16 protein-coding genes and 2 rRNA genes are annotated in these 19,250 nt (G+C 68.6%); 3 read left to right on the top strand and 15 right to left on the bottom strand.

The genetic code is table 11. The features are described 5' to 3' along the window. Positions 1–3: 3 nt before the first annotated feature. The 5 genes from P8A18_RS14270 to P8A18_RS14290 form a co-directional block, all read right to left on the bottom strand. Positions 4–1,671, bottom strand: a complete 1,668-nt coding sequence (locus P8A18_RS14270) for a bifunctional uroporphyrinogen-III C-methyltransferase/uroporphyrinogen-III synthase (RefSeq protein WP_306054768.1) — start codon at positions 1,669–1,671, stop codon at positions 4–6. Then, a complete protein-coding gene (hemC, locus tag P8A18_RS14275; RefSeq protein ID WP_306054770.1) occupies positions 1,668–2,630 on the bottom strand; it encodes a hydroxymethylbilane synthase in 963 nt (320 codons plus the stop codon). The genes P8A18_RS14270 and hemC overlap by 4 nt, the downstream gene beginning before the upstream one ends. Then, positions 2,627–4,027 (bottom strand): glutamyl-tRNA reductase, encoded by a 1,401-nt coding sequence (locus tag P8A18_RS14280; protein ID WP_306054772.1) that lies wholly within the window; start codon positions 4,025–4,027, stop codon positions 2,627–2,629. Before P8A18_RS14280 ends, hemC begins: the two co-directional genes overlap by 4 nt. Next, positions 4,024–4,815: a redox-sensing transcriptional repressor Rex gene (locus P8A18_RS14285; protein WP_306054774.1), complete on the bottom strand. Its 792-nt coding sequence runs from the start codon at positions 4,813–4,815 to the stop codon at positions 4,024–4,026. Before P8A18_RS14285 ends, P8A18_RS14280 begins: the two co-directional genes overlap by 4 nt. A gap of 272 nt (positions 4,816–5,087) precedes the next feature. Next, positions 5,088–5,363 carry a glutaredoxin family protein gene (locus P8A18_RS14290; protein WP_306054776.1) on the bottom strand — a complete coding sequence of 92 codons (276 nt, stop codon included), beginning with the start codon at positions 5,361–5,363 and terminating at the stop codon, positions 5,088–5,090. Between the two features lie 117 nt (positions 5,364–5,480). On the opposite strand from P8A18_RS14290, the gene P8A18_RS14295 reads away from it, so the two are divergent. The 3 genes from P8A18_RS14295 to P8A18_RS14305 all read left to right on the top strand — a co-directional run bounded on the left by P8A18_RS14295 (position 5,481) and on the right by P8A18_RS14305 (position 8,910). After that, on the top strand, positions 5,481–6,428 hold the full coding sequence (locus P8A18_RS14295) for an HAD family hydrolase (protein ID WP_306054778.1): 948 nt from the start codon (positions 5,481–5,483) through the stop codon (positions 6,426–6,428). Between the two features lie 277 nt (positions 6,429–6,705). Next, on the top strand, positions 6,706–7,482 hold the full coding sequence (locus P8A18_RS14300; RefSeq protein ID WP_018552246.1) for an ECF subfamily RNA polymerase sigma factor, BldN family: 777 nt from the start codon (positions 6,706–6,708) through the stop codon (positions 7,480–7,482). A 228-nt stretch (positions 7,483–7,710) separates the two neighbouring features. Beyond that, positions 7,711–8,910: a DUF5667 domain-containing protein gene (locus tag P8A18_RS14305; RefSeq protein ID WP_306054781.1), complete on the top strand. Its 1,200-nt coding sequence runs from the start codon at positions 7,711–7,713 to the stop codon at positions 8,908–8,910. A 28-nt stretch (positions 8,911–8,938) separates the two neighbouring features. Here P8A18_RS14305 and P8A18_RS14310 read toward each other — a convergent pair whose 3' ends face one another. The 10 genes from P8A18_RS14310 to P8A18_RS14355 all read right to left on the bottom strand — a co-directional run bounded on the left by P8A18_RS14310 (position 8,939) and on the right by P8A18_RS14355 (position 19,100). Then, positions 8,939–9,979, bottom strand: a complete 1,041-nt coding sequence (locus P8A18_RS14310) for a lysophospholipid acyltransferase family protein (RefSeq protein ID WP_306054783.1) — start codon at positions 9,977–9,979, stop codon at positions 8,939–8,941. Positions 9,980–9,994: 15 nt separating this feature from the next. After that, complete coding sequence (locus P8A18_RS14315) at positions 9,995–11,056, bottom strand: NAD-dependent epimerase/dehydratase family protein (RefSeq protein WP_306054785.1); 1,062 nt, start codon at positions 11,054–11,056, stop codon at positions 9,995–9,997. A gap of 158 nt (positions 11,057–11,214) precedes the next feature. After that, the gene (locus P8A18_RS14320) at positions 11,215–11,313 is read right to left on the bottom strand and encodes a 30S ribosomal protein bS22 (protein ID WP_003948845.1); all 99 of its coding nucleotides are present in this window, start codon (positions 11,311–11,313) and stop codon (positions 11,215–11,217) included. Positions 11,314–11,423: 110 nt separating this feature from the next. Further along, on the bottom strand, positions 11,424–11,636 hold the full coding sequence (locus tag P8A18_RS14325) for a helix-turn-helix domain-containing protein (RefSeq protein ID WP_018525026.1): 213 nt from the start codon (positions 11,634–11,636) through the stop codon (positions 11,424–11,426). Positions 11,637–11,763: 127 nt separating this feature from the next. Beyond that, positions 11,764–12,579, bottom strand: coding sequence for a phosphatase (locus P8A18_RS14330; RefSeq protein ID WP_306054788.1), 816 nt, complete (start codon positions 12,577–12,579; stop codon positions 11,764–11,766). A 93-nt stretch (positions 12,580–12,672) separates the two neighbouring features. After that, positions 12,673–13,845 (bottom strand): acetoin utilization protein AcuC, encoded by a 1,173-nt coding sequence (locus P8A18_RS14335; RefSeq protein WP_306054790.1) that lies wholly within the window; start codon positions 13,843–13,845, stop codon positions 12,673–12,675. Further along, positions 13,814–15,022 carry an MFS transporter gene (locus P8A18_RS14340; protein WP_306054792.1) on the bottom strand — a complete coding sequence of 403 codons (1,209 nt, stop codon included), beginning with the start codon at positions 15,020–15,022 and terminating at the stop codon, positions 13,814–13,816. The genes P8A18_RS14335 and P8A18_RS14340 overlap by 32 nt, the downstream gene beginning before the upstream one ends. 42 nt (positions 15,023–15,064) lie before the next feature. Beyond that, positions 15,065–15,709: an HAD family hydrolase gene (locus P8A18_RS14345; RefSeq protein WP_018552253.1), complete on the bottom strand. Its 645-nt coding sequence runs from the start codon at positions 15,707–15,709 to the stop codon at positions 15,065–15,067. Between the two features lie 71 nt (positions 15,710–15,780). Further along, positions 15,781–15,897, bottom strand: a 5S ribosomal RNA gene (gene rrf / locus P8A18_RS14350). A gap of 78 nt (positions 15,898–15,975) precedes the next feature. Then, a 23S ribosomal RNA gene (locus P8A18_RS14355) occupies positions 15,976–19,100 on the bottom strand. Positions 19,101–19,250: the final 150 nt, after the last annotated feature.

Consider the following 19,250-nt stretch of genomic DNA (forward strand, 5'->3'; position numbering starts at 1 on the left):
CGGTCAGGTCGTCGTACGACGCCTCCGCGCACCCGGACGCCGCTCGCTCGGCCGCGTCACCGGGTCACCGGCCTCCCGCGCCGCGTCCCGGCGCCGCGCACCGAAATCCGCCAGCGCCTCGGCCAGCTTGTGCACCGAAGGCTCCGGCGACAGGACGTCCACGCGCAGCCCGTGCTCCTCGGCGGTCTTCGCCGTGGCGGGGCCGATACACGCGATGACCGTCACGTTGTGCGGCTTGCCCGCGATGCCGACCAGGTTGCGCACGGTCGAGGACGAGGTGAACAGCACCGCGTCGAACCCGCCGCCCTTGATCGCCTCACGCGTCTCGGCCGGCGGCGGCGAGGCGCGGACCGTGCGGTACGCGGTGACGTCGTCCACCTCCCAGCCCAGCTCGATCAGCCCGGCCACCAGCGTCTCGGTGGCGATGTCGGCGCGCGGCAGGAAGACCCGGTCGATCGGGTCGAAGACCGGGTCGTACGGCGGCCAGTCATCCAGCAGCCCGGCCGCCGACTGCTCGCCCGACGGCACCAGATCCGGCTTCACACCGAAGTCGATGAGCGCGGCGGCGGTCTGCTCGCCGACGGCCGCGACCTTGATCCCGGCGAAGGCACGGGCATCGAGCCCGTACTCCTCGAACTTCTCCCGCACCGCCTTCACGGCGTTCACGCTGGTGAAGGCGATCCACTCGTACCGGCCCGTGACCAGGCCCTTGACCGCCCGCTCCATCTGCTGGGGCGTACGCGGCGGCTCGACGGCGATCGTCGGCACCTCGTGCGGCACCGCACCGTAGGAACGCAGCTGGTCGGAGAGCGAGGCCGCCTGCTCCCTCGTACGCGGCACGAGGACCTTCCAGCCGAACATCGGCTTGGACTCGAACCACGAGAGCTGGTCGCGCTGGGCGGCGGAGCTGCGCTCCCCGACCACGGCTATGACCGGCTGGTGCCCCTCGGGCGACGGCAGGACCTTGCCCTGCTTGAAGACCTGGGCGATCGTCCCGAGGGTCGCCGTCCAGGTGCGCTGGCGCGTCGTCGTACCGGCCGCTGTCACGGTCAGCGGCGTGTCGGGCTTGCGGCCCGCCGAGACCAGCTCACCGGCGGCCGAGGCCACCGCGTCGAGCGACGTCGACAGGACGCACGTGGCGTCGCTCGTACCGACCTCGCTCCAGCAGCGGTCGCTCGCCGTACGCGCGTCGATGAACCGTACGTCCGCGCCCTGGGCGTCCCGCAGCGGCACCCCGGCGTACGCGGGCACCCCCACGGCGTTGGCGATGCCCGGCACGACCTCGAAGGGGATGCCGGCCGCGGCGCAGGCCAGCATCTCGCCGGCCGCGTTCCCGTCCATGCCGGGGTCTCCGGCGACGGCGCGCACGACCCGCCTGCCGCCCTTCGCGGCCTCCATGACAAGATTGGCCGCGTCCCTGAGAACGGGTACCCCGGCGGCCGTTGACTGCGCGTCAACAACCGCCAGCTCAGGGGTGCTTACCCCTGCCCGCGCATGGCAGCGAACGACGCCGAGAACGTCCGGCTCGGCGACAAGAACGTCCGCGCTCGCAAGCGCCTCGACGGCGCGCAGAGTCAGCAGTCCCGGGTCGCCGGGACCGGCGCCGAGGAAGGTGACGTGCCCTGCGGACAGGACCGGGAAATCGGATGCGGCGGGGCCGGTGGGGCTCACTGTGCTCGCTCCCCCATAAGACCGGCCGCGCCCTTGGCAAGCATCTCGGCCGCGAGTTCGCGACCGATAGCCGCCGCGTCGTCGTGCGACGTGGGAACGGGACCGGTGGTGGACAGCTGCACCAGCGAGGAACCGTCGGTGGAACCGACGACACCGCGCAGGCGCAGTTCGTTGACAGCCTGACCGTCGGCGAGAAGGTCGGCCAGCGCACCCACAGGTGCGGAGCAGCCGGCCTCCAGGGCGGCGAGCAGGGCACGCTCGGCGGTCACGGCGGCCCGGGTGTACGGGTCGTCGAGCTCGGCGAGCGCGGCGGCGAGGTCGGTGCCGGAGGCAGCGCACTCGATCGCCAGTGCTCCCTGACCGGGAGCGGGCAGCACGGTGTCGACCGACAGATGGTCGGTCACCTCACCGCCGCGGCCCAGACGGTTGAGCCCGGCGGCGGCGAGAACCACCGCGTCCAGCTCACCGTTGCGTACAAAACCGATGCGCGTATCGACGTTGCCCCGGATCGGGACGGTCTCGATGTCGAGGCCGTGGCTGCGGGCGTACGCGTTGAGCTGGGCCATGCGGCGCGGCGAACCGGTGCCGATGCGGGAGCCGGACGGCAGCTGCGCGAACGTCAGCCCGTCCCGCGCCACCAGCACGTCACGCGGGTCCTCGCGCACCGGCACGGCCGCCAGGACCAGGCCCTCGGGCTGCGTGGTCGGCAGGTCCTTCAGCGAGTGGACCGCGAAGTCCACCTCGCCGCGCAGCAGCGCGTCGCGCAGCGCGGCGACGAACACGCCGGTCCCGCCGATCTGCGCCAGGTGCTCCCGGGAGATGTCGCCGTAGGTGGTGATCTCCACGAGTTCGACGGCGCGCCCGGTCACCTCGCTGACCGCCTCGGCGACGTGGCCGGACTGCGCCATCGCGAGCTTGCTGCGCCTGGTCCCCAGCCTCAGGGGTGAGTTGTCGGTCATGACCGCCCTCGATTCGGGTCGTTCAGGTCTGCCCGGGAGACGGCGGCGACCGTCTGCGGGTCGAGGTCGAAGAGTTCACGCAGCGCGTCCGCGTACCCGGCGCCGCCGGGCTCGCTGGCGAGCTGCTTGACCCGCACGGTGGGCGCGTGCAGGAGCTTGTCGACCACGCGGCGCACGGTCTGGGTGATCTCGGCGCGCTGCTTCTCGTCCAGGTCGGGGAGGCGTCCGTCCAGCCGTGCGATCTCGTCCGCCACCACTCCTGCGGCCATCGTGCGCAGGGCGACGACGGTCGGGGTGATGTGGGCGGCGCGCTGGGCGGCACCGAAAGCGGCGACCTCGTCGGCGACGATGGTGCGCACCTGGTCCACATCGGCGGCCATCGGGGCGTCGGCGGACGCCTCCGCGAGCGACTCGATGTCGACGAGGCGCACACCGTCGAGGCGGGCGGCGCCCCCGTCGATGTCGCGCGGCATGGCGAGGTCCAGCAGGGCCAGCCGCACCGGTCCGGTGGACTGCGCCGGGATCAGGCCGGACGCCTCGCCCCCGGCGGGTACGCGGTCCGCGCCGAGCGCCCCGGCGACGGCCTCGGCGGTGAGCACGAGGCCGGTGGCGCCGGTGCAGGAGACGACGATGTCGGCACGTGTAAGTTCACCGGGAACCTCGGCCATCTCCACGGCGTGCGCGCGCGTGCCCGTGGAGCCGGGCTGGTTCAGGATCTCGGCGAGGCGCTCCGCGCGGGCCCGGGTGCGGTTGGCGACGACGATCTCGGCGACGCCCGTGCGGGCCAGGGTCGCGGCGGCCAGCGAGGACATCGAGCCGGCGCCGATGACCAGGGCGCGCTTGCCCGTGGCCCAGGCGGCGGTGTCGCCGCCGTCGGCGAGCTGTTCCAGGCCGAAGGTGACGAGCGACTGCCCGGCCCGGTCGATCCCGGTCTCGCTGTGGGCGCGCTTGCCGACCCGCAGGGCCTGCTGGAACAGGTCGTTGAGCAGCCGGCCCGCGGTGTGCAGCTCCTGGCCCAGGGCCAGCGCGTCCTTGATCTGGCCGAGGATCTGGCCCTCGCCCACGACCATCGAGTCCAGCCCGCAGGCCACCGAGAAGAGGTGGTGGACGGCCCGGTCCTCGTAGTGCACATAGAGATACGGAGTCAGCTCGTCCAGCCCGACGCCGCTGTGCTGGGCGAGCAGGGTGGACAGCTCGGCGACGCCCGCGTGGAACTTGTCCACGTCGGCGTACAGCTCGATGCGGTTGCAGGTCGCGAGGACGGCGGCCTCGGCCGCGGGCTCGGCGGCCAGGGTGTCCTGGAGCAGCTTGGCCTGGGTGTCGGCGGCCAGCGAGGCCCGCTCCAGTACGGAGACGGGGGCGCTGCGGTGGCTCAGACCCACGAGGAGCAGGCTCATGCCGGCATCACGGCGGGCATGTCCCCGTCGGGTCCCTTCCGGCCGGTGTTCGTGCTGGTGGTGTTGGTGGTGTTGGTGGCGCGCACGGGCGGCGCGGCCGGGTCGGGACCGGCGTCGCCGCCTTCCTCACCGGCCTTGCGCTGCTCGTGGAAGGCGAGGATCTGCAGCTCGATGGAGAGGTCGACCTTGCGCACGTCGACGCCGTCGGGCACCGAGAGGACGGTCGGGGCGAAGTTCAGGATCGAGGTGACGCCCGCGGCGACGAGCCGGTCGCAGACCTGCTGGGCGGCGCCGGGCGGGGTGGTGATCACACCGATCGAGACGCCGTTCTCGCTGATGATGCGGTCCAGGTCGTCCGCGTGCTGGACGGGGATGCCGGCGACGGGCGTACCCGCCATCGCCGGATCGGCGTCGATCAGCGCGGCGACGCGGAACCCGCGCGAGGCGAAGCCGCCGTAGTTGGCCAGGGCGGCGCCGAGGTTGCCGATGCCGACGATCGCGACCGGCCAGTCCTGGGTGAGGCCCAGCTCACGCGAGATCTGGTAGACGAGGTACTCGACGTCGTAGCCGACGCCGCGCGTCCCGTACGAGCCGAGATAGCTGAAGTCCTTGCGCAGCTTCGCGGAGTTGACCCCTGCCGCCGCGGCCAGCTCCTCGGAGGAGACCGTGGGGACCGAGCGCTCGGAGAGCGCGGTCAGCGCGCGGAGATACAACGGAAGTCGGGCGACGGTGGCCTCGGGAATTCCTCGGCTACGGGTCGCCGGTCGGTGATTTCGGCCAGTTGCCACGGTGCTCCTGCGGGATGAGCGGGGCTGCAGGCGGCCGTATGTCCCAGGACCGCCCCGTCGAATGCAGGCTATGTCTTTGTGAACGCGTGCACAAAGATTGTGTCCGGTTTGTCCGGTCAAAGTGACCGGGGTCACGCACATCCGTCGCGCGATCCAGGAACCATGGATCGCATCAGCCCGTTGCAGGCCCGAAGGGGGCAAAGCGGAACACACTCCTCACAGCTACGCCCCCGAGACCACTCAAAACGCCCACGATGGTAACCGGGTTTCACTCAGGAAAGCAGCGCGCTGCGCAGTCTTACGGGGTCGACCCGCCAGAACGTGTGCTGTTCGTTATCTACGAGCACCACGGGGATCTGCTCCCAGTACTCCCGGTACAGCTCCTCGTCCTGGGTGATGTCCTTCTCCTCCCAGGACGCGCCGGTCTCCTCGCACACCGACCGCACCACCGCGCGGGCGTCGTCACAGAGGTGACAGCCCGGCTTCCCCACCAGGGTCACCACTCGCTCGGCGGGGTTCTTCTTCCTACGACGCAGCAGGGCACTCATGCCTTCATTCTGCGGCCCCTCCCCAGGCCGCGCTCCCGGCCCCCGGGACACCAGGAGTTCACCCCACGGCATCACGGCGGGACCGGAAGGGCCGGGCCGACTGGCTATGCTCACCGCATGGCCGCTCTTGGATGGCTCACCCCCCGCAGGCGCTCCGCGACCGCACGCAGCGTGCTGGCGGGCGAAGCGGCGGCGGAGGCCGCACGGAAGTCCTCGCTCGAAGCCGGGTCCGCCGATTCCGCCGAGGAGAAGAAGAGCGCCGAGCCGGAGGAGCCCGAGTTCCCCGTCGTCGGCGACGAACGGGCCGCCGCCTTCTTCGACCTCGACAACACCGTGATGCAGGGCGCCGCGATCTTCCACTTCGGCCGCGGCCTCTACAAGCGCAAGTTCTTCGAACGCCGCGAACTCACCCGGTTCGCCTGGCAGCAGGCCTGGTTCCGGCTGGCCGGCGTCGAGGACCCCGAACACATGCAGGACGCCCGCGACAGCGCCCTGTCCATCGTCAAGGGCCACCGCGTCTCCGAGCTGATGTCGATCGGCGAGGAGATCTACGACGAGTACATGGCCGACCGCATCTGGCCCGGCACCCGCGCCCTCGCCCAGGCCCACCTCGACGCGGGGCAGAAGGTCTGGCTGGTCACCGCCGCCCCGGTGGAGACGGCCACGATCATCGCCCGCCGCCTCGGCCTGACCGGAGCGCTCGGCACGGTCGCCGAATCGGTCGACGGCGTGTACACCGGACGCCTGGTCGGCGAACCCCTGCACGGACCGGCGAAGGCCGAGGCGGTACGCGCGCTGGCGGCGGCGGAGGGCCTGGACCTGGCGCGCTGCGCCGCGTACAGCGACTCCCACAACGACATCCCGATGCTGTCGCTGGTCGGCCACCCGTACGCGATCAACCCGGACAGCAAGCTCCGCAAGCACGCCCGCGCCCTGGACTGGCGGCTGCGCGACTACCGCACGGGCCGCAAGGCGGCCAAGGTCGGCATCCCGGCCGCGGCCGGCGTCGGCGCCCTCGCGGGCGGCACCGCGGCGGCCGTCGCCCTGCACCGCCGCCGCCGCTGACCCCGGCGGACCCCTCTTCGGCACCCTGCCGCCGACCACAACCCGTCGCACCCGCAGACAGATCCGGAAGTAATCCGATCAAGAAGCGATCATTTTGCGCTGCCTGATGCATCGAAAAGTAGGCACGGAAGCGACGTAATCGGTGATTTGAGCAACTGGGTGTAGCACAGCCTGTACGAAGCGTTATTCTCCTCAGACGCATTCCGGACCTGTCACTCACTACGACGAGTGACGGATTCGCACTGCTCGTGATGGAAGCTCTGCCTCTGGGAGTCCCGTGTACCCACACGTCGGGGTTGACGCCTCGGGCCTGGCTACGCTGCGCGCATCGGTCGCCGACCGCCTGCGCGGCTTCGTCCCCACCGCGTACGCCGCACCCGCATTTGCCACCCCTGCACCTGCCGGCCCCTGCTACGCCCTGGCCGAACGCAGTGCGGCGGTCGGAAGACGCGGCAACCGCGGCGCCACGTCCACTACCACCGTCCGACGGCCCACCGCCGACAGCGACAGCGCGCGCATGATGGAGCTCGTCGAGCGCGCCCAGGCCGGCGAGGCCGACGCCTTCGGCCGCCTCTACGACCAGTACAGCGACACCGTCTACCGCTACATCTACTACCGCGTGGGCAGCAAGGCGACGGCGGAGGACCTCACCAGCGAGACCTTCCTGCGCGCCCTGCGCCGCATCTCCACCTTCACCTGGCAGGGCCGCGACTTCGGCGCCTGGCTGGTCACGATCGCTCGCAACCTGGTCGCCGACCACTTCAAATCCAGTCGTTTCCGACTGGAAGTGACCACCGGCGAAATGCTCGACGCCAACGAGGTCGAGCGCAGTCCCGAGGACTCCGTCCTGGAGTCCCTCTCCAACGCCGCGCTGCTCGACGCCGTGCGCAGGCTCAACCCCCAGCAGCAGGAGTGCGTGACCCTGCGCTTCCTCCAGGGCCTCTCGGTCGCCGAGACCGCCCGCGTGATGGGCAAGAACGAGGGCGCGATCAAGACCCTCCAGTACCGGGCCGTCCGTACCCTCGCCCGGCTCCTCCCGGACGATGCCCGCTGACCCCATCTCCCCCGACCGGACCTGCCCCGGCGATATGTTCATCACGCACTGGTCCGATCATCTTTCGTGCGTAACCCAAGTGCCGCGCCACTCGTTGTGCCGGATGCAGGCCCCCTGTCGTCACACCATGTCCGCAGACGCTCACTCGATCGTGTGGAAGCGCTCAAGGTGTGCAACCTTCCGGATTCCCAGGGGAGTCGACCGTCATGACGAGAGGAGGTGCCGCCAGTGATCGCAAACGTTTCGGCACACCGGCGGGCGAACGCCTTCGCCCAGGCCCTGGAGGAGCAGTCGCTCTCCGGGGCGGCGGCCGTACAGCCCGAGGACCCGGCCGAACAGGCCGACCGAGGACCGCTGTTGGCCCTGGCGAACGGCCTCGGTGAGCTACCGAAGCCGCAGATGGACCCCGAGGTCAAAGTGGTGCAGCGAGCCCAGCTCGTCGCCGCCATGGAGGCCATGCTCGCCGAGGGGGGTGCATCCGCGGACCCTACGGTGCCCGAGCAACGGAGCAGGGGCAGCCACCGTGCCTCCCCGCTCCGCAAGCTGCGCCCGAGATCCCGCTGGGGAAAGGGGCTCGCCGCCGGCGGGCTCACGGTCGGTGTGGCCGCGGGAGCCTTCGGCGGAGTGGCCGCTGCCAGCTCCGACGCCCTCCCGGGTGACTCGCTCTACGGCCTGAAGCGCGGCATGGAGGACATCCACCTCGGGCTCACCAACAACGACACCGACCGCGGCGAGATCTACCTCGACCAGGCGTCGACCCGGCTCAGCGAGGCCCGCCGCCTCATGGAGCGCGCCCGCTCGGGCCACCTCGACCACGAGCAGCTCGGCGAGATCAGGCGCGCGCTCAACGGCATGACCCACGACGCCACCGAGGGCCACCGCCTCCTCCACGCCGCCTACGAACGGGACGGCGCCCTCGGCCCGATCCAGACCCTGGACAGCTTCTCCCGGTCCCACCGCGAAAGCTGGACCAGCCTCCGCGACCGCCTCCCCGTCCAGCTCACCGACGTCGGCGACCAGGTCAGCTCCGTCTTCGCCGCCATAGACGAGGAAGTCGCGCCGCTCCAGTCCCTGCTCCCCCGCCCCCCGGCGAAGAACGGCGACTCCCGGCGCACCGGCACCACCGGCACCGGCACGGACCCGTCCACCGACACCCGCGCCCCGTCGCCGTCCTCGTCCGCCCGCCACGACGACGGCGGCGGTACGGACACCAGCTCGTCGCCGCGCCCCTCGGACACCGGCAGCAGCCCCGCCGACGGCCTTCTCGGCGGCGGCACGGGCGGCCTGTTCGACCCGCCCTCCCCCGACGCGACCACCCCGCCGAAGGACACCCCGAGCACGCCCCCGACCCCGGACGTCACGCTGCCGCCGCTGATCCCCGGCCTCATCGGCGGCCTCGGGATCAACGCCGAGGACGACAAGGGCTGACCTCACCCCGCTGGTGCGGCGGCGGCCGTCAGAAGAACACCGACCGCCGCTGCACCAGCAGCTTGTACAGCGTGTGCTGGATCTGCTCCCGCACCTGATCCGTCAGGTTGAACATCAGCATCGGGTCCTCGGCCGCCTCCAGCGGATAACCGTCCGTAGGAATCGGCTCCCCGAACTGGATCGTCCACTTCGTCGGCAACGGCACCGCCCCCAGCGGCCCCAGCCACGGAAACGTCGGCGTGATCGGGAAGTACGGGAAGCCCAGCAGCCGCGCCAGCGTCTTGGAGTTCCCGACCATCGGATAGATCTCCTCCGCGCCCACGATCGAGCACGGCACGATCGGCACCCCGGCCTTCAGCGCCGTCGACACGAAACCGCCCCGCCCGAAGCGCTGGAGCTTGTACCGCTCGCCGAACGGCTTGCCGAGCCCCTTGAAGCCCTCCGGCATCACCCCGACGACCTCGCCGTCGCGCAGCAGCCGCTCCGCGTCCTCCGCGCACGCCAGCGTGTGCCCCGCCTTCCGGGCCAGCTCGTTGACCACCGGCAGCATGAAGACCAGGTCCGCCGCGAGCAGCCGCAGATGCCGCCCCGCCGGATGGTGGTCGTGCACCGCGACCTGGAGCATCAGCCCGTCCAGCGGCAGCGCCCCGGAGTGGTTGGACACGATGAGCGCCCCGCCCTCGGCCGGAATGTTCTCGACGCCCTTCACCTCGACCCGGAAGTACTTCTCGTACACCGGCCGCAGCAACGACATCAGGACCTGGTCGGTCAGCTCCTCGTCGTAGCCGAACTCGTCCACGTCGTACTCGCCCGTGACCCGCCGCCGCAGGAAGGCGAGCCCGCCCGCGATCCGCCGGTCCCAGCCGCCCCGCTCCGCGCCCACAGGCCCCGCCCCGGCCTCCCGCGGGCCCTCCTGGGGCTCCCCGGGCGGCGGCGAGGCGTCGGGCTGTCCCGGAAGCGCGCTCACCGACCCCGTGCCGCGTACCGGAGGCCGCCGGCGCGCGGCGCGCGGCAGACCTCCCGACCGCGAACGGTCGTCGTCGAACGGAATGACCTTGGCATCCGCCATCGTCGCTGCGCTCCTCTACCTGGCGCTCGGAGTCGGGTGGGTGTCGCCGCCCCGGTCCACGGCCGCGGCCACCCGGTCCACGGCACGGCCCACCGCCTCGGGCGGCAGCAGCCCCGGCGCCCGGCTGCGCGCGAAGTCCGCGAACGCCTCCGCCGTGGAGTAACGCGGGGCGAACCCCAGCGTCTCGCGCATCTGGACCGTGGAGACCACCCTGCCATGGGTGAGCAGCCGGATCTGCTCCGGCGAGAAGTCCGCCATGCCGACCGACCGCAGCGCCTGCCCGACCCAGGTGACCGCGGGCAGCAGCATCGGCACCGTCGGCCGCCCCAGCCGCCGCGCACACTGCGAGAGCAGCAGCACGCCGTCCCCCGCGATGTTGAACGTGCCGCTGTTCAGCGTCCCGCGCCCCGGCTCGCTCGCCGCGATGCCCAGCACGTCGATGACGTCGTCCTCGTGGACGAACTGGAGCCTCGGGTCGTACCCGAAGACCGTCGGCAGCACCGGCAGCGACAGATAGTCAGCGAGCGGCGAGTCCGCGTCGGGCCCCAGGATGTTCGCGAACCTCAGCACGCACACGGCCACGTCCGGCCGGCGGCGCGCGAAGCCCCGTACGTACCCCTCGACCTCCGAGGCGTCCTTCGCGAAGCCGCCGCCGGGCAGCGACTTGGGCGGGGTCGTCTCGTGGAAGACCGCCGGATCGCGGGGCGCCGACCCGTACACGCCCGTACTGGACTTCACCACCAGCCGCTGCACGGCGGGCGCCTTCTGGCAGGCGCCGAGCAGCTGCATGGTGCCGATGACGTTGGTCTCCTTGACCGCCGTACGCCCCTGCGCCCCGAGCGCCATGCCGCTGACGTCCAGATGCACGACGGTGTCCACCGCGTGCTCGGCGAGCACCCGGGCGATGGCGGGCTGGCGGATGTCCGCGCGGACGAAGACGGCGTCGCCCAGCTCGTGCCCCGGCGCGACCGCGTCGACGGCGATCACCCGCTCCACGTCCGGATCACGCTGCACACGCCGCACGAAACGGCCGCCCAGCTGCCGGGCCGCCCCTGTGACGAGCACGACCTTCCCCAAGATCAGCGCCTTCCGTCGGTCTCCCGTGCGAGCGTCACCCGTGCGAGAGGTGAAGTACCCCAGGACGTCACCGTAGCGGGTGGACACCCCCCGCACACAGCACCGCAGCCCTCCCGCCAGGACGGCGGAAGGGCTGCGGATTCACGAACTGCGTTCGCCTACTTCTTGTTGCGACGCTGAACGCGCGTGCGCTTGAGCAGCTTGCGGTGCTTCTTCTTGGCCATCCGCTTACGCCGCTTCTTGATAACAGAGCCCACGACTACCCTCGCTCACTTCTTCTTCACTGGTGCGGGGCGTCTGGGCCCACACGACCTACGTCGGCCTAGCCTACCCGCCACCGCGTGAGGGGCGTAATCCGAGGGGAATGTCAGGCAGATGCCACCCCCACGAAGGACTCGCGGAGATACTCGTGAACCGCTTGCTCCGGCACCCGGAAGGACCTGCCCACCCGGATCGCCGGCAGATGACCGCTGTGCACCAGGCGGTACACGGTCATCTTCGACACCCGCATGACCGAGGCGACTTCCGCCACGGTCAGAAATTTGACCTCGTTGAGAGGCCTCTCGCTGTCAGCAGCCATGACTCACCTGTACCTTCCGCACGAGACGCGCACCGGCTTCCCCTCCGGTGACTCTTCGTCGTTGTGCGCTCACTCCCCAGGTTAGGGGCGGGTGATACGAGTGGGGAAGAGGAGAGACGATCGGCCGCTACTGTGACAGACACGCCCGATTGAGTACATAGCGCGTGAGCGGCAGGTAGTACGCGGACCGCACGGCGTCGTCCAGCGGAACGGCGACCGCCACCCGCCCCTCGGCCTCCCCGACGAACAGCGCCGGATCGTCCGTATCGGCCAGACCGATCGCCTCGATCCCCAGCTGACCTGCCCCGCAGACCCACCCGTGGTCCCCGACGACCAGTTCCGGCAAGGGCCCCCGGCCGGCCGCCGCGGCCTCCAGCGCGACCCTCACCGGCAGCGGCGAATGGGAGTGTGCGCCGGTGCCACCGCCGGAAGCCCCCGCGCCGGGTTCACACACCAGCGCGACTCCCCGTACGTAGTCGAGGTTGTACGTACGTACGCCAAACCGAGTCGTTATGTCGATACATCGCCCCTGCGCCGGGGTGAGAACAGGGCATCCCACCGCCGACAAAGCGTCTGCCAGCGCCGCGTAGAAACCGAGCAGCCGGTGCGGATGCCCCGTCCCGAAGAGCACCGGCGCCCGCCGCACCGCCGCCTCCGCCAGCCGCTCGGCGAACGCGTCGAGCCCCGCCACCGTCCGCTCCGGGTCGATCACATCGGGACCCGACACATGCGCGGGGTCGTCCGAGACCCCGCACCTGTCCGCCATCAGCCGCAACAGCTCCCGCTCGCCCCAGCCCCGACCGGGGTCGAGGCCGAGCGTCACCCGCGGGTCCCTGGCCGCGAACAGCCGATAACTCCGCAGACTCACCTCACGCGAGGTCGCCACGGGCCCGGCCAGCCGGGCCGCCAGCAGATGCGCACGCAGCGCTCCGGTGCTCAACACCCCACCGATGCTGCCCCACCCGCACCCCTCAGGGACCAAAAGCCGGATTTCGCCCCACAGTCGGCGTAACCCGTACTCACATCCCGTACGGATTCAGGCCAGCATCCCCCGCAACGGGAACGCCGACCGCCGCGTCGCGAGCACCGCCTGGTCCAGCCGGTCCGCCGGGTCGTACCCGTCCTCCCACGACGCCCACGAAGGCGTACGCCCGTCCGTCATCCGCGCCGGACCCGGCTGCCGTGTCCGCGCGTACACCTCGTCCCGCCAGGACGCCGGGATCACCGACTCCGGGTCCACCGGAGCGTGCGCGGCGATGCCCACCAGATGCGTCCAGGACCGCGGCACCACGTCCACCACCGCGTAACCGCCCCCGCCGAGCGCCACCCACCGCCCGTCGTCCGCGTAGCTGTGCGCCAGGTCGTGACAGGCCGCCATCACGGACCGCTGCGCGTCCAGCGACACCGCGAGATGCGCCAACGGGTCCTCGAAATGCGTGTCCGCCCCGTGCTGCGTCACCAGCACCTGCGGCCGGAAGTCCGCCAGCAGCTCCGGCACCACCGCGTGGAACGCCCGCAGCCAGCCCGCGTCCCCCGTACCGGCCGGCAGCGCCACATTGACCGCACCGCCCTCACCGGCCCCCGCCCCGGTCTCCTCCGGCCACCCCGTCTGCGGGAACAGCGTCCGGGGGTGCTCGTGCAGGGAGACGGTCAGGACCCTCGGGTCCTCCCAGAAGGCCGTCTGCACCCCGTCCCCGTGGTGCACGTCCACGTCGACGTACGCGACGCGCTCGGCGCCGAGTTCCAGGAGCCGCGCGATGGCGAGGGCCGGGTCGTTGTAGATGCAGAATCCGGCCGCGCCTCCGGGCATCGCGTGGTGCAGCCCGCCGGTGAAGTTCACCGCGTGCCGGGTCTCGCCCCGCCACACCGCCTCGGCGGCCGCCACGGACTGGCCGGCGATCAGCGCCGACACCTCGTGCATCCCGGCGAACGCCGGATCGTCCACGGTCCCGAGCCCGTACTTCTGGTCCGCCGCGCGGGGATCGGCCGACGCGGCCTTCACGGCCGCCACGTAGTCCGGCCGGTGCACGAGCCGCAGCGTGGAGTCCCCGGCCGGCTTGGCCGCCACCAGGTCCACCGCCCGGTCAAGACCGAACGCGCGCACCAGTCCCATCGTCAGGGCAAGCCTGACCGGGTCCATCGGATGACTGTCCCCGAAGTCGTATCCCGTTACTGCGTCATCCCACATCAGCTGTGCGCGGCCGCTCATGCCCGCCACCGTATCGGGCAGGTTCCGTCCCGAACGACTTGGCGTACACGAGCGTCGCGAGCACCAGCACCATCGGCACCAGCATCGCGCCCCGGTAGCTCCAGGCGTCGCCGAGCGCCCCCACGAGCGGCGAGCCGACCAGGAAACCCACGTAGTTGAAGATGTTCAGCCGGGCGATCGCGGTGTCGCTCGCCCCGGGAAACATCCGCCCGGCCGCGGCGAACGTCTGCGGCACGATCACGCACAGCCCGAGCCCCAGCATCGTGAACCCGAGCATCCCCGTCCACGCCCCGCCCGCCACGGCCACCACACCGAACCCGGCCGCCGCCAGCACGGTCCCGGCCCGCACCACGGCCACCGCCCCGAACCGCCGCACCCCGAAGTCCCCGACGGCCCGCCCCAGCAGCGTCGTCACCATGTAGACGTTGTACGGAACCGTCGACAGCTGCTCCGAGCTCCCCAGCACGTCCTGGAGGTACTTCGCGCTCCAGTTGGAGACCGTCGAGTCCCCGATGTACGCGAAACACATCACCAGGCAGAGCGGCATAAGCAGCCGGAACGACACCGAAGCGCCCTTCCCGCCCCCGGCGCTCCGCTCCCCCTGCTCCTCGCCCCTGCTCCCCTCGACGTACCACCGGCTCCCGGCCAGCGCGACGGGCAGCAGCACCACGACCACCGGCAGATACGAGACCAGCAACGACAGGTCCCAGTGCGCCCCGGCCCACGCCATCGAAGCCCCGGTGATCCCGCCCAGGCTGTACGTCGCGTGGAACCCCAGCATGATGGAACGCCCGTACGCCCGCTGGAGGCTGACGCCCATCATGTTCATGGAGGCGTCCAGCGCCCCGACGGCCAGCCCGAACGCCCCGAGCGCGACGGCCGCCTCCCACACCTCGCTGCCGGCCCCGACCCCGAGGAGCGCGAGCAGGACGACGGGCTGCGCCCACCGCAGGACCACCCGCGGCCGCACCCGCGCGACCACCTTCTCGGTGAGGACGCTGCCCACTCCGGCCAGGATCGGCACGGCGGCGAGGAACACCGGCAGCAGGCCGTCGGATATCCCGTACCGGTCCTGAATGGCGGGAATCCGCGTCACCAGAAGGGCGAAGGTGACCCCCTGCACGAAGAAGCTCAACGCGAGGGACGCCCTGCCGTGCCGCAACCGTGCATCTGTCATGGCCGCGAGCGTAGAGCCAGTTTCTACCCATGGGTAGACACGTCAGGCAAGCAATTCCGGCAGCTGTCCCATGTCGGAGAAGTAGCCGGTCACCCCGGTCAGCCGGTCCGCGGGCATCATCGATGTGAACCCGTACACGTCCATGCCGGCCGCCCGCGCCGCCTCGACCCCGAGCGGGCTGTCCTCGATGACCACGCAGCGCTCGGGCGCGACCCCCATGCGCTCGGCCGCGTGCAGGAAGAGATCGGGCGCCGGCTTCCCCCGGCCCACGTCCTCCGCGCTGAAGATCCACTCTTCCTCGAACCACTGGTCGAGCCCCGTCCTGCGGTGGCTGACCCGGATGCGCTGGTGGCTGCTGGAGGACGCGACACAGTACGGAATACCGTCCGCGACGAGCTTGCCCAGCAGGTCATCGACCCCGGGCACCGGCTCCAGCTCCTGCTCGAACGCGGCGAAGACCCGCGAGTGGAGGGTGACGTCGAAGTCATCCGGCAGCTTCGCCCCGGTCCGCTCCTCCACGAGGTCGTGCACCCGGTGGACGGCGGACCCCATGTAGTCCCGCAGGGACTCCTCGTACGAGGTGGGGTGGCCCAGCTCCGTCAGGTAGCCGGCCAGGATGGTGTTGGAGATCGGCTCGCTGTCCACGAGCACACCGTCGTTGTCGAAGATGACAAGTTCGTAGCGCATGGCACGACCTTAAACGTTCAGAACGCAGAAAAGCCCCGTGCCACAAGGGCACGGGGCTCTTCCTAAAAGGAGTTCGGCGGCGTCCTACTCTCCCACAGGGTCCCCCCTGCAGTACCATCGGCGCTGAAAGGCTTAGCTTCCGGGTTCGGAATGTAACCGGGCGTTTCCCTAACGCAATGACCACCGAAACACTATGAAATAAACAACACCGGACAACAACACGGCAGTTCGTTATTTCAGAACCAACACAGTGGACGCGAGCAACTGAGGACAAGCCCTCGGCCTATTAGTACCAGTCAGCTCCACCCGTTACCGGGCTTCCACATCTGGCCTATCAACCCAGTCGTCTACTGGGAGCCTTAACCAATCAAGTTGGTGGGAATACTCATCTCGAAGCAGGCTTCCCGCTTAGATGCTTTCAGCGGTTATCCTTTCCGAACGTAGCCAACCAGCCATGCCCTTGGCAGGACAACTGGCACACCAGAGGTTCGTCCGTCCCGGTCCTCTCGTACTAGGGACAGCCCTTCTCAATATTCCTACGCGCACAGCGGATAGGGACCGAACTGTCTCACGACGTTCTAAACCCAGCTCGCGTACCGCTTTAATGGGCGAACAGCCCAACCCTTGGGACCGACTCCAGCCCCAGGATGCGACGAGCCGACATCGAGGTGCCAAACCATCCCGTCGATATGGACTCTTGGGGAAGATCAGCCTGTTATCCCCGGGGTACCTTTTATCCGTTGAGCGACAGCGCTTCCACAAGCCACTGCCGGATCACTAGTCCCGACTTTCGTCCCTGCTCGACCCGTCGGTCTCACAGTCAAGCTCCCTTGTGCACTTACACTCAACACCTGATTGCCAACCAGGCTGAGGGAACCTTTGGGCGCCTCCGTTACTCTTTAGGAGGCAACCGCCCCAGTTAAACTACCCATCAGACACTGTCCCTGATCCGGATCACGGACCCAGGTTAGACATCCAGCACGACCAGAGTGGTATTTCAACGGCGACTCCACAACCACTGGCGTGGCCGCTTCAAAGTCTCCCACCTATCCTACACAAGCCGAACCGAACACCAATATCAAACTATAGTAAAGGTCCCGGGGTCTTTCCGTCCTGCTGCGCGAAACGAGCATCTTTACTCGTAGTGCAATTTCACCGGGCCTATGGTTGAGACAGTCGAGAAGTCGTTACGCCATTCGTGCAGGTCGGAACTTACCCGACAAGGAATTTCGCTACCTTAGGATGGTTATAGTTACCACCGCCGTTTACTGGCGCTTAAGTTCTCAGCTTCGCCACCCCGAAAGGCAGCTAACCGGTCCCCTTAACGTTCCAGCACCGGGCAGGCGTCAGTCCGTATACATCGCCTTACGGCTTCGCACGGACCTGTGTTTTTAGTAAACAGTCGCTTCTCGCTGGTCTCTGCGGCCACCCCCAGCTCAGGAAGCAAGTTCCCTCACCAGTGATGGCCCCCCTTCTCCCGAAGTTACGGGGGCATTTTGCCGAGTTCCTTAACCATAGTTCACCCGAACGCCTCGGTATTCTCTACCTGACCACCTGAGTCGGTTTAGGGTACGGGCCGCCATGAAACTCGCTAGAGGCTTTTCTCGACAGCATAGGATCATCCACTTCACCACAATCGGCTCGGCATCAGGTCTCAGCCTCAATGTGTGACGGATTTACCTACCACACGGCCTACACCCTTACCCCGGGACAACCACCGCCCGGGCTGGACTACCTTCCTGCGTCACCCCATCGCTTACCTACTACAAGTCTGGTTCATCGGCTCCACCACTACCCTCAACTCCGAAGAGATCGGGCCGGCTTCACGGACTTAGCATCGCCTGATTCAGTACTGGGCGTTTCAAAGCGGGTACCGGAATATCAACCGGTTGTCCATCGACTACGCCTGTCGGCCTCGCCTTAGGTCCCGACTTACCCTGGGCAGATCAGCTTGACCCAGGAACCCTTAGTCAATCGGCGCACACGTTTCTCACGTGTGTATCGCTACTCATGCCTGCATTCTCACTCGTGAACCGTCCACAACTCGCTTCCGCGGCTGCTTCACCCGGCACACGACGCTCCCCTACCCATCCATACTCCCGTTGAGGATATGTGTATGAATGACACGACTTCGGCGGTACGCTTGAGCCCCGCTACATTGTCGGCGCGGAATCACTTGACCAGTGAGCTATTACGCACTCTTTCAAGGGTGGCTGCTTCTAAGCCAACCTCCTGGTTGTCTCTGCGACTCCACATCCTTTCCCACTTAGCGTACGCTTAGGGGCCTTAGTCGATGCTCTGGGCTGTTTCCCTCTCGACCATGGAGCTTATCCCCCACAGTCTCACTGCCGCGCTCTCACTTACCGGCATTCGGAGTTTGGCTAAGGTCAGTAACCCGGTAGGGCCCATCGCCTATCCAGTGCTCTACCTCCGGCAAGAAACACACGACGCTGCACCTAAATGCATTTCGGGGAGAACCAGCTATCACGGAGTTTGATTGGCCTTTCACCCCTAACCACAGGTCATCCCCCAGGTTTTCAACCCTGGTGGGTTCGGTCCTCCACGAAGTCTTACCTCCGCTTCAACCTGCCCATGGCTAGATCACTCCGCTTCGGGTCTTGAGCGCGCTACTAAACCGCCCTATTCGGACTCGCTTTCGCTACGGCTTCCCCACACGGGTTAACCTCGCAACACACCGCAAACTCGCAGGCTCATTCTTCAAAAGGCACGCAGTCACGACGCACCGAGCAAGCTCGATGCGCGACGCTCCCACGGCTTGTAGGCACACGGTTTCAGGTACTATTTCACTCCGCTCCCGCGGTACTTTTCACCATTCCCTCACGGTACTATCCGCTATCGGTCACCAGGGAATATTTAGGCTTAACGGGTGGTCCCGCCAGATTCACACGGGATTTCTCGGGCCCCGTGCTACTTGGGTGTCTCTTAAACGAGCCGTCAATGTTTCAGCTACGGGGGTCTTACCCTCTACGCCGGACCTTTCGCATGTCCTTCGCCTACATCAACGGTTTCTGACTCGTCTCACAGCCGGCAGACTATGAAAAAGAGATCCCACAACCCCGCTCACGCAACCCCTGCCGGGTATCACACGTAAACGGTTTGGCCTGATCCAGTTTCGCTCGCCACTACTCCCGGAATCACGGTTGTTTTCTCTTCCTGAGGGTACTGAGATGTTTCACTTCCCCTCGTTCCCTCCACACTGCCTATGTGTTCAGCAGCGGGTGACAGCCCATGACGACTGCCGGGTTTCCCCATTCGGAAACCCCCGGATCAAAGTCTGGTTGACGACTCCCCGGGGACTATCGTGGCCTCCCACGTCCTTCATCGGTTCCTGGTGCCAAGGCATCCACCGTGCGCCCTTAAAAACTTGGCCACAGATGCTCGCGTCCACTGTGCAGTTCTCAAACAACGACCAGCCACCCATCACCCCACCCTTACCAGGTGAGTGCACTGGGGCCGGCAACCGAAGGACGACCATGACGGCCGCACCTTCAGATACCCAACAGCGTGCCCGACCCGACCG

This window comes from Streptomyces sp. Mut1 (assembly GCF_030719295.1).
In the GTDB taxonomy this organism is placed as follows: domain Bacteria; phylum Actinomycetota; class Actinomycetes; order Streptomycetales; family Streptomycetaceae; genus Streptomyces; species Streptomyces castrisilvae.